The sequence below is a fragment of the Marinitoga sp. 1197 genome (assembly GCF_001021165.1).
Taxonomy (GTDB): domain Bacteria; phylum Thermotogota; class Thermotogae; order Petrotogales; family Petrotogaceae; genus Marinitoga.
In genome coordinates this window covers 37098-51529 of record NZ_AZAY01000008.1, presented here as the reverse complement: position 1 = coordinate 51529, position 14432 = coordinate 37098, and the positions used below count along the sequence as shown (strand labels likewise).

General features: G+C 27.5%; 12 protein-coding genes. 5 read left to right on the top strand and 7 right to left on the bottom strand.

Annotation, left to right across the window (positions count from 1 at the left end; genetic code table 11):
- Nucleotides 1–12 precede the first annotated feature (12 nt).
- Nucleotides 13–462 (bottom strand): hypothetical protein, encoded by a 450-nt coding sequence (locus tag X275_RS02350; protein WP_047267351.1) that lies wholly within the window; start codon nucleotides 460–462, stop codon nucleotides 13–15.
- Between the two features lie 158 nt (nucleotides 463–620).
- Between X275_RS02350 and hslV the strand changes: the two genes are divergently transcribed.
- From hslV to ispE, 3 genes are read left to right on the top strand one after another with little or no spacing between them, the layout of a single operon-like run.
- Nucleotides 621–1154: an ATP-dependent protease subunit HslV gene (gene hslV / locus X275_RS02345; RefSeq protein WP_047267350.1), complete on the top strand. Its 534-nt coding sequence runs from the start codon at nucleotides 621–623 to the stop codon at nucleotides 1152–1154.
- Entirely contained in the window at nucleotides 1151–1735 is a 585-nt protein-coding gene (locus tag X275_RS02340) for an NUDIX domain-containing protein (protein ID WP_047267349.1), read from the top strand. Before hslV ends, X275_RS02340 begins: the two co-directional genes overlap by 4 nt.
- Nucleotides 1735–2496 (top strand): 4-(cytidine 5'-diphospho)-2-C-methyl-D-erythritol kinase, encoded by a 762-nt coding sequence (gene ispE, locus X275_RS02335; protein WP_047267348.1) that lies wholly within the window; start codon nucleotides 1735–1737, stop codon nucleotides 2494–2496. The genes X275_RS02340 and ispE overlap by 1 nt, the downstream gene beginning before the upstream one ends.
- Nucleotides 2497–2660: 164 nt before the next feature.
- Here ispE and purB read toward each other — a convergent pair whose 3' ends face one another.
- Genes purB through X275_RS02320 form a run of 3 tightly spaced genes read right to left on the bottom strand, consistent with a single transcriptional unit; the run spans nucleotide 2661 to nucleotide 6290 of the window.
- On the bottom strand, nucleotides 2661–3956 hold the full coding sequence (gene purB, locus X275_RS02330) for an adenylosuccinate lyase (RefSeq protein ID WP_047267347.1): 1296 nt from the start codon (nucleotides 3954–3956) through the stop codon (nucleotides 2661–2663).
- Between the two features lie 25 nt (nucleotides 3957–3981).
- A complete protein-coding gene (locus X275_RS02325; RefSeq protein WP_052913544.1) occupies nucleotides 3982–4626 on the bottom strand; it encodes an MBL fold metallo-hydrolase in 645 nt (214 codons plus the stop codon).
- An 11-nt stretch (nucleotides 4627–4637) separates the two neighbouring features.
- A complete protein-coding gene (locus X275_RS02320) occupies nucleotides 4638–6290 on the bottom strand; it encodes a GGDEF domain-containing protein (RefSeq protein WP_047267346.1) in 1653 nt (550 codons plus the stop codon).
- A gap of 213 nt (nucleotides 6291–6503) precedes the next feature.
- Between X275_RS02320 and X275_RS02315 the strand changes: the two genes are divergently transcribed.
- Together X275_RS02315 and X275_RS02310 are read left to right on the top strand one after the other, a co-directional pair.
- A complete protein-coding gene (locus X275_RS02315) occupies nucleotides 6504–7790 on the top strand; it encodes a trigger factor (protein WP_047267345.1) in 1287 nt (428 codons plus the stop codon).
- A 71-nt stretch (nucleotides 7791–7861) separates the two neighbouring features.
- On the top strand, nucleotides 7862–10003 hold the full coding sequence (locus X275_RS02310) for a Tex family protein (RefSeq protein WP_047267344.1): 2142 nt from the start codon (nucleotides 7862–7864) through the stop codon (nucleotides 10001–10003).
- A 17-nt stretch (nucleotides 10004–10020) separates the two neighbouring features.
- Here the strand turns inward: X275_RS02310 and X275_RS02305 are convergent, their stop codons facing one another.
- The 3 genes from X275_RS02305 to X275_RS02295 form a co-directional block, all read right to left on the bottom strand.
- Entirely contained in the window at nucleotides 10021–11424 is a 1404-nt protein-coding gene (locus X275_RS02305; protein ID WP_047267343.1) for a GGDEF domain-containing protein, read from the bottom strand.
- Nucleotides 11425–11631: 207 nt separating this feature from the next.
- Nucleotides 11632–12987, bottom strand: coding sequence for an 8-oxoguanine deaminase (locus tag X275_RS02300; RefSeq protein WP_047267342.1), 1356 nt, complete (start codon nucleotides 12985–12987; stop codon nucleotides 11632–11634).
- Nucleotides 12984–14399: a PLP-dependent cysteine synthase family protein gene (locus X275_RS02295; protein WP_047267341.1), complete on the bottom strand. Its 1416-nt coding sequence runs from the start codon at nucleotides 14397–14399 to the stop codon at nucleotides 12984–12986. The genes X275_RS02300 and X275_RS02295 overlap by 4 nt, the downstream gene beginning before the upstream one ends.
- Nucleotides 14400–14432: the final 33 nt, after the last annotated feature.

Below are 14432 nucleotides of genomic sequence, written 5' to 3'. Positions count from 1 at the left end.
ACTTACCCCTTCTTAATATGTAAAACCTATATATATTTCTTTTAACGTTGTTTCTAATATCATATATCCTCCAAGTCCCTCTACAAAGAATTTTATTCCATATTTCGTGGAAAAATCCAAGTCTGATGAAATTGGTTGTTCTATAATTATTGAGGCTTCTCTTTTTCCAAATGTTGCCATTACAGAAAATTTTGTCTTATAATCAATAGTATCAACAATAGTGCTAAAATCAAAAGTTCCCTTTAAATCATATAAATAATACTTTATAAATGGAAAATAAAATCCTGAATCAAACCCATATTTTAAACTTGAAAAATCTTCAAAGGATAATATCGCATCAAATCGTCCTGTTATATCTTTTAATGTTGGAATTACTATATCCAAGGAAAAAACAGGCTTTGCTGCATTCACCACATTTAACATTAAAATTACAATTGCAAAAATTAAAAATACCTTTTTCATCTTTTTACCCCCTTTATGCTATAATATTATTTGTTATACAACAAAATTATAATTTATTTACTTTACAAAACAATTAATGTCCGCTCTTAAAGATATATGGATATAATTATATTATATATTATTATACTTAAAAATTTCTTAGGAACTGAGGTGATACAATGGAATTTAGAGGAACCACAATAGTTGGAATAAGAAAAAACGGAAAAACTGTAATAGCAGGTGATGGGCAAATAACTCTTGGAAATACTGTTTTTAAAGGTACAGCACGAAAAGTCAGACGCCTTGGTGAAGGAAAAGTTATAGCGGGGTTTGCAGGTTCTGTTGCTGATGCCCTAGCCCTTTTCGAGCGATTTGAAATAAAATATAGAGCAAATGCTGGAAACTTATTAAAAGCTGCTGTAGAACTATCAAAAGATTGGAGAACAGATAAAGTTTTAAGAAAATTAGAAGCTATGTTATTAGTTGGTGATAAAGATTACTTGCTACTCATTTCCGGTAATGGCGAGGTAATTGAACCAGAAGAAAATGTGATGGCTATTGGTTCTGGAGGGCCATATGCTCTTGCAGCAGCAAAAGCTTTGTTAAAAAACACAGACTTAGATGCAAAAGAAATCGCTGAAAAATCATTAAAAATAGCCGGAGAAATTTGTATTTATACAAATCAAAATATTACCGTGGAGGTTATTGAATGAAAGAAAAAGTTTGGGTAATTGACAATGAAATATTAAATGATATAAACTTTTATAATGGATTTACAATTGTTGAGCAAAATATTTTAGAAAAAATATTTAATAATGCATATTTTATTGATAGAGAAATTGCCGAAAAAGATGAATCAACAAAACAAATAATTCCTTATGTCGTTATCAAGAACAAAAAAAATAAAATATTAGTAGTTCAAAGGACTAAAAAGCAAACAGAAAAAAGATTACATAATTTATATAGTGTTGGAATTGGCGGCCACATTAATCCAATAGATAAAAATAAAAATTCAGAATTAACATTTTATAACGGATTAAACAGAGAATTAAATGAAGAATTATATATTGATGAATTAAAATCATTAGAATACGTCGGTCTTATTTTAGATGATTCTACAGAAGTTTCAAGGGTTCATCTTGGTGTTTTATTTATTGCATATGTTACAAATGTTAATATTAAAGAAAAAGAAAACTTTAAAGAACTTTGGCTAAACGAAACAGAGTTTAAAGATTTCAATGGAGAATTTGAGGGTTGGTCTAAAATAGCATTAAGAGCCTTAGAGGTGATTTAATGCTTTTAAAAGCTTATGCGAAGGTTAATCTCTTTTTGGATGTTATAGAAAAACGAGTCGATAACTATCATAATATTCTAACGATTTTCCAAAGTATTCCTTTATATGATGAAATAGATATTGAATTTGCTGAAAAAGAAATGTTTACGTCGTCTCCTGAATTGAATTTCCCTTGGAATAATAACTTGATAAAAAAAGCTATAGATACATTTAAGAACTTAACGGAATATAGGTTTAATTTGAAAATACATTTAAGCAAAAAATTGCCAGAAGGTGGAGGCATTGGCGGCGGAAGCGCTGATGCTGCCGCTGTTTTAAGATTTTTAAAAGATGAATATAATATCTCTGATAATGATATTATTGAAATTGGTGCAAAGGTTGGAGGAGACGTTCCATTTTTAATTTTTGGTGGTACTGCTATTGCTGAAGGGATTGGTGACAAATTAACTTTCTTAGAACCTCTAAAATTAAATTTTGAATTTAATTTTCCTGGTATTCATATATCCACACCAGAAATGTATAATGAAATAGATAAAAGTTGGAGTAAATTAACAAGATTCGGCGATCCAATGAAGTTATATGAAGGATTAAAAGAAAGAGATTATATAAAAGTAAAAGAAAATACATTTAATATCTTTGAGCAGGTGGTTTTTCCAAAATATCCAAAATTAAAAAGAATTAAAGAAAATATGGATAAAAATTCTATTATTTCTTTAATGAGTGGGTCTGGTAGCACTATATTTTCAATACAATATATATAAAAATAGTTTTTCCACGAAAAGTGTGGGTAATTAAGAAAAAAATAAATTACCATATTGAGCATTATATGATCGAAAAGATATAACTGCACACAATCTTAAATTAACAAAATCCCCGTTTTCGGGGATTTTGCTTTTTATTTTGTTCAATTCCAAATTCTCATTTTTTATTTTAAATTGAATCTTTCATATATTGCATCAATATTTCTTAAATAATAATCAGGAGTAAATATTTCATCAAATTCTTCGGACTTAAATAACTCTTTTATTCTACTATTTTCCCATAATATTTTTTTAAAGTCTTTTCTTTCTTCCCATGCTTTTAATGCATATTTTTGAACAAATTTATAGCTTTCTTCACGACTTAGGCCTTTATCTATTAATGATAGCAATACTCTCTGAGAATATACAAGATTATATGACTTTTCAAATGTTTCCTTTATTCTATCTTCATTCACAATTAGATTATCTATAAGATATTGAACTTTTTTGACCATATAAAATGCTATTAATGTTGCATCTGGTAAAAATACCCTTTCCACAGAAGAATGAGATATATCTCTTTCATGCCATAGAGCTATATTTTCATAACCGGAAACAGTGTAGCTTCGCAACATTCTCGCCATTCCAGTTAACCTTTCGCATAATATAGGGTTCTTTTTATGCGGCATTGCGGAAGATCCTCTTTGACCTTTTTTAAATGGTTCCTGAGCTTCTAATACTTCTGTTTTTTGTAAATGTCTAATTTCAACAGCTATTCTTTCAATTCCAGCACCAATTAACGCTAATGAAGATAAAAATTCTGCATGTCTATCCCTTGGAACAACCTGCGTTGCTACTGTTTCTGGTTTTAATCCTAATTTGTTCAATGCTATTTTTTCTATTTCCGGATCTATATTTGCATAATTTCCTACTGCCCCACTTAATTTTCCATAAGATATATTTTCAATAGATATTTCAAATCGTTTTATATTTCTCTCCAATTCAGCAAGATATGATAACATTTTTAAACCAAATGATGTCGGTTCAGCATGAACGCCATGAGATCTTCCAACTGTGGATAAATATTTATATTTTATAGCTTTTTCTTTTAGAATCTGGGATAATTTTTTCATCTCTTCTAATATTATTTCTCCTGCTCTTTTTAAACCTAAAGACCATGCTGTATCTACTATATCAGAAGATGTTAATCCCTTGTGGAAATATCTTGCCTCATCCCCCATATTATCTGTAATTGATTTAATAAACGCAATTACATCATGATCTACTATACTTTCAATTTTTAAAATTTTTTCTACGTCAATTTTAGCCTGATTCCTGATCTTTTTAGCCGTACCTTTTGGTGCTATATTTTTTTCTTCAAATGCATCTATTACTGATAACTCAATCTCCAACCATCTTTTATATTTTTCTTCCTCTGACCATATTTCTTTTACAGGTGAAAGCGCATATCGATCAATCATTTTTTACCTCCAGAAATTTATTTTTTTAAATTAAAAATATATTATTCTTTTTTAAATCTTTCAAATAACATATTTCCATATGTCCTGGCATGATTAATACTGTCTCCTCTTTCGATTTTATATATTCATCAAATTTTTTTAATGATTCAAACATAACCTTTTCATCTCCATAAGGCAAATCTGTTCTGCCAACAGAGTCACAAAATATAAAATCACCTGTAAAAATAAAATCACCAAAATCATAAATCATAGAACCCGGTGTATGGCCTGAATAATAAGATGCCATAAATTTTAAACCACCAAAATCATAATAACCTTCGTAAATTTCTGTGTAATTTATATTGGTTTCAAACTCTTCACCAAACATATAACTCAAATTTCTGGATTTATCTTTTAACCCTATTATTTCCTTATGAGGAATCATTATATGAAATTTATCAAATTCATTTAGCCCAGCTATATGATCGTAATGCGTATGAGTAACTAAAACTCCTTTATATTTGAAATTTTCTACTCCAAAATAATTAAAAATATGTTGATTTCCACAACCAGGATCCACTATAATTATAGTTTTATTTGATTTAATCACATATGTATTTACTCCAAAAGGTGGCATTATAAATAAATAAACTTCTACATTTTTTTTTCTATAAAAAGGCACTATTTCCATATTTTTTCTCCTTACCTTTTATTTTTCAACCTTTTTAAAATTTCTTTCTTTTTTTCTTTCATATCTTCCATTTTTTTTCTCGCATCCGTTATAATATCTTTAATATCCTGACCAGTATATTCCAATAATCCATAACTCATTGATATCTTATAATCCTTATCTGTAGTTATGTTAAATTTCTTTACATATTCCACTAATCTTTTTAATATTTTCTGAGATATTTCTATATTAACAAATCTCAACAAAATTAAAAATTCATCATCACTAAGCCTAAATATAAAATCCCTGTCTCTGATAGTCTTCTTTACTATTTCTACAAAATCTTTTATCAAATCATCTGATATATTTTCACCAAATGCTTTTTTCACATTTTTTAAATTATCTAAATTTATATAAATTACACAAAAACTCTCATTATTGCTTATTACCCTTTGAAAAACCTTTTCCGCTCCTTTTTTGTTAAATAATTTTGTTAATTCATCTTTTAATGCTATATCATATAACATATTCTTTTCTTTTTCAATGTTTTCAAGTTTTTTCTTTAAATTTAGCAATTCTTCTTCCTCTTCATTAGCTTTTTTCACCAGCTCTGAAAGTAAATGAGAATAATACTTTATCAATGTATCTATTTCAAAAATAGCTGTTTCTATTTCATCAATTTTTCCATTTTCAATATTACGAATCAATTGTTGTAAAGGTTTTTCCACCTTTCTGGCATTATAATACAGATATATCGTAAAAACAAATAAAAATATCGCCGTTACCAACAAAGATATAAAAATAATATAATTTTTTGTTTTTATCAACTCGGAAAAATCAATCTCTATTTTTGTCAAAGCAGTTAATGTATAATCCTCATCAGGTCTCCACTTTAAATAAACGAACGTTTTTTCTCCATTAACCTTTTCTCTTATAATATAATCTGAACTATTATTAAAATAATCAATATCATCAAATATTAATTTTTCCTTATCATCTAAAAAAGGAGATTCAAATGAAAACGGAATATATGAAATGTTATAAACATATATTCCTTCAATAAAATTAAATTTAACAGAAGATATTTCTTTAAAGAAATTAGGAACAGCTCTATCATTTAATAATATACCCACTTCAAAAATTTCTCCATCGTTTAAAATTTTATACCCATATATACGTGGTAAATTTGTTTTCAATTCAAATGATATCTTTTCTATATATTCTCCATTTTCCTTTAATTTTGTATTTAATTTTTTCCAAAAAGTTGGTACTCTTTTGGATATATTTAATCCTAAATCTTTTTGATAATCCGTCTCTGTAATCACACCATCCTTATTTATTATATAATAATTTATATCTTTAATAAACTGTTTATCTTTAATATACGAACTCTTTAACTTGTTATATTTTTCTGAAAAATTTTTATTAAAGTACATCACATATACTTCATCAAGAAAATTTTTAACAATATTTTCATATTCAACACTATAATAATCCAGATACTTCAAATTACTATTAAAGTATCTATTTACAGATATTACAGATTGTTTTATTGTCGAGTTGTACATTTTTTTAAAAAAAATGTTTATTGAAAACATAATGATTATAATCATTATTAAAGATAGTAATAATACAATAATAAATGAATGATTAAACAATAAAGTTCTTATACTTTTTTTGTTCAAAATTCCACCTCCATCCCCTTTTTATTATACAACATTTTTTTCAAAAAAAAAAGATTAATAGAAAGAAAAGTTATAAAAGTTATTACGTCCCCGAAATCCTATTTTGACCTAATTTTAACAGTATTAAGATATATTCCTTGTATAATATGAAATAGAAATAATTTTAATTGAAATAATTTTAATTGAAATAATTTTAAAAAAGGAGTGTTAAGAATGCAAAAGGAAATTATATCGGAAGAAAAAAATGTAAAAAGATATTTGGTAAAATTTGATAAAAAGGATATTGACAACGCTGAAAACCAGATAGTTAGAGAATTAAATCAAAGATACACATTTCATGGATTTAGAAAAGGTAAAGTCCCAAAAAAGGTTATGAAAATAAAATTTGGTGAAGATTTCGTAGAAATGGTTAGAGAAATATTAATAGAAAAGGTTGAAGATTCGTTTAAAGATGAAAAGGTTTTATTTGGTCCATATATTGAATCGTTTGCATTGGATAATGATTCAGCAGAAGTTGAAGTATTAATGCACGAACACCCGGAAGTTGTTTCTACAAAATTCGAAGAAATAAAAGTTGAAGTTCCAACGGAAAAAGAAGTTGTTGAAAAATTTGTAGAAGATAGAATAAAAGATTTACTTGAAGAAAATCCTATTTTAGAAGAAAAAGATGAACCAGCAGAAATTGGAGATCTTGTTAAAGTAAAATATACAGTTTTAAACGCAGAAGGTAAAGAATTGTTTAAAGATAAAGAAAGCGAATATGTGTTATACGAAGAAGATAAAAGACCTATGGTTACAGATTTAATTGGAAAGAAAAAGGGAGATTATGTTGAAATCAACAGAGAATTTGAAGACAAAAAATATTTATATCAAATAAACGTTGAAGGAGTATATAAAAGAATTGTTCCTGAGTTAACTGATGATATTGCTAAAACATTAGATGCTGAAATAAATTCTGTACTTGAATTAAAAGAAAAATTAGCTAAGGAAGGAGCAGATTCATTTAAAGTATGGAAAGATGATTATATAAAGAATTACATCTTGGCTGAATTACACAAATACGTTGAAGTTGATGTATCAGACGAAACAATTGATGATTTTGTTGAAAAAACATTAGAAAGAGTTAAACAAAATGGAAAATACGAAGAAGAATTAGAAAAACACGGTGGAGAAGAGGCATACATAAACGAATTAAAAGAACAAGCTTTAAAATCCATAAAAGAAATGACAATAATAAATAAAATCGCAGAAGAAAATAATATAAAAGTAGAAGAGAAGGAATTAAATGAAGCAATACACTCATTCGCACACATGTATAGGCTTCCACATGATAAAGCCAAAGAAATTATATATTCAAATGCAGAAATCTTAGGAAACTTAATGTGGGATATTTTAAGTAAAAAAGTTGCCGAACATATCACAGAAAAAGTTGAAATAGTTGAAGTTGAAAATTTTGAAGAAAAGCAAAAAAATGAAGAAGAGGAAAAAGAAGAAAATTAATTTCAATTAATAAAACAGGGATATAATCCCTGTTTTATTATCATTAGAAGAAATATTAGAGGTGATTTAATATGAATATTATAAATATAATTTCAAAAGACTTAAACGTTAAAGATTGGCAGGTAAAAAATACAATTGAACTATTGAATAATGGTAATACTATACCTTTCATAAGCAGATATAGAAAAGAGGCTACAGGAAATCTTACTGAAGAAGAAGTTAGAAAAATTTCTGAGTTATATCAATATCAAACAGAATTAGAAAAACGAAAAGAAAGTATTATCAAATCAATAGAAGAACAAGGGAAATTAACTGAAGAGTTAAAAAACAAAATTCTGAATGCTACAAAATTAAGCGAGGTAGAAGATCTTTATTTACCTTATAAAAAAAGAAAAAAAACAAAAGCAGATATAGCTATTGAAAATGGCTTGGAACCTTTGGTTCAAAAAATTTTTTTACAAAAAATAACAAATATAGAAAAAGAGGCCAATGCATTTATTAATGATAAGGTTAAAACACTTGATGAAGTTTTAGAAGGGGTAAAGTATATAATAGGACAATACTTTGCACATAATGAAAAAATAAGAAAAATCCTAAGAAATGATTTACTGAAATATGGAAAAATAGAAAGTTATAAAAAAAAGAAATTCTTAGAAGAAAAAACAAAATATGATATGTATCATGAATTTTCGCAGGAAATACATAAAATACCAAATTATAGAGTGTTATCAATTAACAGAGGAGAGAAAGAAGGGGTTTTAACTGTAAAATTATCTCTTGATGAAAAGTATATAAATAAATTATATAAAGAGTATTTAACAAAATTTGAAGAAAATAACAAAATAATAAAAGAAGGGTTAGATTATGGATTTAAAAATATGTTGTTTCCATCTATTTCAAATGAAGTTAGAAATATTCTAACTCAGCGTGCAGAAGAAAAATCTATTGAATTATTTTCTAAAAATTTAAAGGAATTATTGCTTACTCCTCCATTGAAGAATAAACGAGTATTAGCAATTGATCCTGGATATAGAACTGGGTGTAAGGTTGTAGCTCTTGATGAATCTGGAAAATTTTTAGAAAATAACACTATATATCCAGTTCCTCCAAAGAATGATTTTGAAAATGCCGAAAAAATTGTTTTAGAATTAATTAAAAAGTACAATTTAAATCTTATTGTTATTGGCAATGGCACTGCTTCAAGGGAAACACAAAAGTTTATAGTTGATACTGTTAAAAAACATAATTTAAATTTAAAATACATATTTGCAGATGAATCAGGTGCTTCAGTATACTCAGCTTCAAAATTAGCAGTAAAAGAATTCCCAGATTTAGATGTTACTGTAAGAGGTGCTATTAGTATTGGCAGAAGAATACAAGATCCTTTAGCAGAATTTGTAAAAATAGACCCAAAATCTTTAGGAGTAGGTCAATATCAACATGATATGAATCAAAAATTATTAAAAGAAAAGCTTGAAAATACTGTTGAACATGTTGTAAATCTCGTTGGAATTAATTTAAACACAGCATCTTCTGCTCTATTACAATATATTTCTGGTATTACTCCAAAACTGGCAGAAAATATTGTAAAATTTCGTGAGGAAAATGGACCATTTAAAGAAAGAAAAGATTTATTAAAAGTAAAGGGTTTTGGCCCAAAATCTTTTGAACAGGCTGCAGGTTTTTTAAGAATATTTGATGGAAATAACCCTTTAGAAATCACCGGAATTCATCCAGAAAGTTATAAGAAAACTGAAGAATTATTAGATTTTTTAGGTTTTAAAAAAGAAGATATTTTAGATAATGAAAAATTAAATTTAATAAGAGAAAAGTTGAATAATATAAATATTCAAGAATTATCTGAAAAATTAGGAATAGGTGAATATACATTAAAGGATATAATTTCTGAATTACAAAAACCTGGTAGAGATTTAAGAGATGAATTGCCTCAACCACTATTGTATGAAGATGTTTTAACATTGGAAGATTTAAAAATCGGAATGATTTTACAAGGAAGAGTTACAAATATAACAGATTTTGGAGCTTTTGTTGATCTTGGTATTAAAGAAAATGGATTAATACATAAATCTAATATTTCAGAAAAGTTTATAAGGCATCCTTCTGAAGTTTTAGGTATAAATCAAATAGTAACTGTGGAAATTTTAGATATAGATAAAGATTTAAAGAGGATTAATTTAAAATTGAGGTCGTAAAAAAAACACCGGGGATTTTATTTTGTCCCGGTGTTTTTTATCCTTTTCATTTGATACATTAGGTCATCTACTTTTTTCATATTTTCCTTTAATGAGAGATTTATATCAATTTCAGTTAAACCAAAGGATATATCTATTGGAAATTCCGTTCTCTTTAGCTTTCGTTTAATCCTTTTCATAACTTTTTCTGAATTTTCAAATGTTGTATTCGGAAAAACTATAACAAATTCGTCCCCACCATATCTCGCAAAAACATCTGATTCTCTAATATTAGAAAATACCGTCTCAGAAAATACAGTTAAGCACATATCCCCATAATCATGTCCATATTTATCATTTATTTTTTTAAAATTATCTATATCTATAAAACTCAAAATCACTCTCTCATTGTATCGTTTGCTTTTATTATATATTTTCTTCAAATATTCTTCTAAAAAGGATCTATTATATGCTCTTGTTAGATGATCTCGAATCGACATTTCATAATATTTTGTTTTTTCATTATGTAATTCTTTATATAATTTATTAAATCTTATTACAGATTGAATTGTATATGTAACCTCATCTAAAAATTTAAAATCAAAACTATTAAACTTATATTCTTCAGGTCTTTCATACAAAATTGCTCCATATGCTTCTCCATTTTCATTTCTTAACGGAACACCATAAACGCTATAAGGCTTAGGCTTTGGACCTATATGAAAAATTTTATACCCATATGGCAGTTTAAAATTCAAAGAATTTGGTATATATATTCTTTTATTGTAATTAATAATATATGATGTTAAAGATTTATCGGCTATTGAATATTTTTTCCCAGTTAGATTAATTCCATTTATTATCCCAAATTCAATATATATTTTATCTCCCTTCAATATTGAAATCGCTAACTCATTGACTATATTATATTCTTTTAAAATAAGGTGAATATTTTCATATATTATTTTACTGTTGAAATCTTCTTTTGATAGTTCTCTAAAACTCAATTCACCTATTTTTTTTGATATTTCAAGATATTTATAATCAAGTAGTTTTATTTCATTGGTTACATCTAAAACTGTAATTATATAATATTTTTCATTATCTATAATTACTCCCTTAAATTTAAATTCAAGAAATTTACTATTAAATTCTTCAACATGCGTAAATGTCATGTCTGTTTTCGAGAAACGAAATATAGTTATAGAATCGAATAAATCTTTTAATTTTCTCAAATGGGTATTTTTTTCCAGATATTTCTCGTAATTGAAATATATATCTACAGGAGATGTTTTTTCCATATCCGTATCAAATAATCTGGCAAGTATTTTATATGATTTATTAATATATTTTACTTTTTTATCTTTTACTATTAATATCCCCATATTATTATCTTCAAAGTATTTTTCAAACAGGAAATTTTTCATCTTTTCATTCATCATTAATATCCCCCTGAATATTATAAACACGCGTAAATTCACCAATATTAAATCACTTTTATGTAAAAATAAAAAACGAAAAGATTAATTTTTTGTGAATTTTGCCATAATCATTGCTTTAGTATATTTATAATTTTTGATTAAAATATAAACAATTTTATCCTCCCTAACAGAAATCTTAGAAAAGATGCGGCATATGCCGCATCTTTTCTATAAACTATTTATAACTTTTTTTGATATTTCATTATGTCTTTCTATTAATTTCGGCAATTCTTCATCTAAAATTTTTCCATCTTTTATTCTTATTTCTCCATTTATAACATTTAAATCAACCTGTTTTCCGTCACACATTAAAACAGCTCCCAACGGATCATCAAGGCCACCTGCAAATTCTAATCTATTTAAATTGAATCCTATAAAATCCGCCGCTTTACCAATTTCTAGACTTCCTATATAATCATCCATCCTTAACACTCTTGCTCCACCAACAGTTCCTAACCTCAATGCTTCTCTCACTGTTAATGCATCTGCACCATATTTTACCCTTTGTAATAACAAAGCATTCCTAATTTCTGCAATCATATTATTTGTATCATTACTTGCACTTCCATCTACTGCTATTCCTATTCGCATTTTATCTTTCATTTTCGTTACTGGAGCAATTCCAGAACCAAGCCTCATATTTGAAGATGGACAATGTGCCATGCCAACATCATTTTGTGATAACTTTTCTATATCTGATTCATTTAACCATACAAGATGAGCAAACCATGCACGAGGATTTAACCAACCTAATTCTTCCATATAATCTACTGGTCTCTTTCCAAACCTTTCTATACAATACTCTTCTTCATCAAGTGTTTCTGCAACATGCGTATGCATTAATACATCATATTCTTCTGCAATTTTTACAGTTTCTTTCATAAGATCTGCTGTAACAGAAAAAGGGGAACATGGTGCTAATGCTATTCTCAACATAGAATATTTTTCTGGATTATGATATTTTTCAATTACTCTTATACTCTCTTTTATTATTTCCTTTTCTGTTTGCACAACACTATCAGGTGGTAAACCTCCATCTTTTTTGCTCATTGACATACTTCCACGAGTTGGGTGAAAACGAATTCCTGTTCTTATTGCTCCTTCTATTTCTGCATCTATTGCCTCATTTAAACCATATGGATATAAGTATAAATGGTCCGTAGTAGTTGTAACTCCCGTCTTCATCATTTCATAATTTGCTATAATTGAACTTATATAAAAACCTTCTCTATCTATATTTTTCCATCGTTCATATAAGAATACAAGCCAATCAAATAATTTTGCATTTTGAGCTCCTTTAACATTTCTTGTTAAAGACTGATATAAATGGTGATGAGTATTTACAAATCCTGGCATTATAAGCATATCTTTACAATTTATAATTTCATCTGCTGTCATATCAGGATTACCAGTTCCTATATCCTTTATAACGTTATCTTCAATATAAATGTATGCATTTTTCAATTCTGTATTTTCATTATCGAATGTTGCAAGATATGATATATTTTTAAATAATTTCCTCATTTTTCAAGCCACACCTTCCTTAAAGTCGCTTTATGTTCCTCTCTATATTGTTCCAGTAATTTGTTAATTTCATGAACCTTTTTTTGATGTTCTTCCCAGTATTTTTGTTCTTTCTGTGCATCTAATTCTTCTATTGTTTTTCCCTGTTGTTCAATCCATGTATAATATTTCAAATTATGCCATCTTTCTCTATTATATTTATCCCCTTCAAATATCCCGGACGTTTCCTGATATAAGAATATTCTTTCAACCCTTGATTTTGCTTCTGCTCTGTCTAATTTACCATACGTTTCTGTCATTTGTTCCATTACAGAATGGTATCTGGCAATATTATCAGTAGCAACAACAAATATATTGTCATCGGATTTTAGATTATAAAATTTAGCCATTTTTATAGCACCAATAACATTTGCAATACCTGAAATACCAAACTTATCTGAAATATATTCCACCATTTCTGGATCCACAAATTCTTTTAAGAATTTTTTCCCTTCTTCATCTGTTAATACCTGTAACATCTTTTTGCTATCAACGTCATCTACTAAAACAACAGCATCGTTATTCATAACATTGTGTATCCATGTAACGTGTTTATCTCCAATTCCCTGAATATCATGTCCTCCATACCCATTTAAAGCAATTGTTGGACATTGGACCGGTTCCATGGCCACTATTTTAACTTCTGGAAATTCCTGTTTTACTCTATCTCCACTGGCAATTGTTCCTGCAGAACCAACCCCTAAAACAATCGCCGCAATTCTTTCATTTCCTATATGATACCTTTTCACTGTTTCAATCATAGTATTTCCAGTAACATAATAGTGGAATCTATAATTCGCAAATTCTTCAAATTGGTTTAATACTCTTATATGTTCAGGATCATTTTGTTTCAGTTCTTTTGTTTTATCATAAATTTCTTTAACATTTGATTCGCATCCAGGAGTTGCTATAACATCAGAACCATATTTTCGAATTATGTCAAATCTTTCTTGACTCATTTCTTCCGGTAAAATTACTAAGGAATCATAATTCATTCTTGAACTAACAAAAGCTCCACCTATACCGTAATTTCCCGTTGAAGGCCATACCAATTTATGAATAGAGGCATCTACTTCATGGGTTATTGTTTTTTCCATTAATACAGAATATGTTGCTCCAACTTTATGACTTCCAGATGGGAAATCCTTAGCATATAAAACTATAATATTTGCATCAACACCTGTTAATTCTTTTGGCATAACAAAATACCTTATTTCATTATTTTCATCCTTCCAGGATATATTAAATAAATTAATTGGATGAAGCGGATCCTTTTCCTTCATTTCTATAGCTCTTTTTCTGATTTCTGGATCAATTTTTTCAGGATGTAACATTTCTTCGTATGTTGGACCTACGATCGGCACTCTTTTCATTCTATAACTACCCCCTTGTTCTGTCTTTTAATA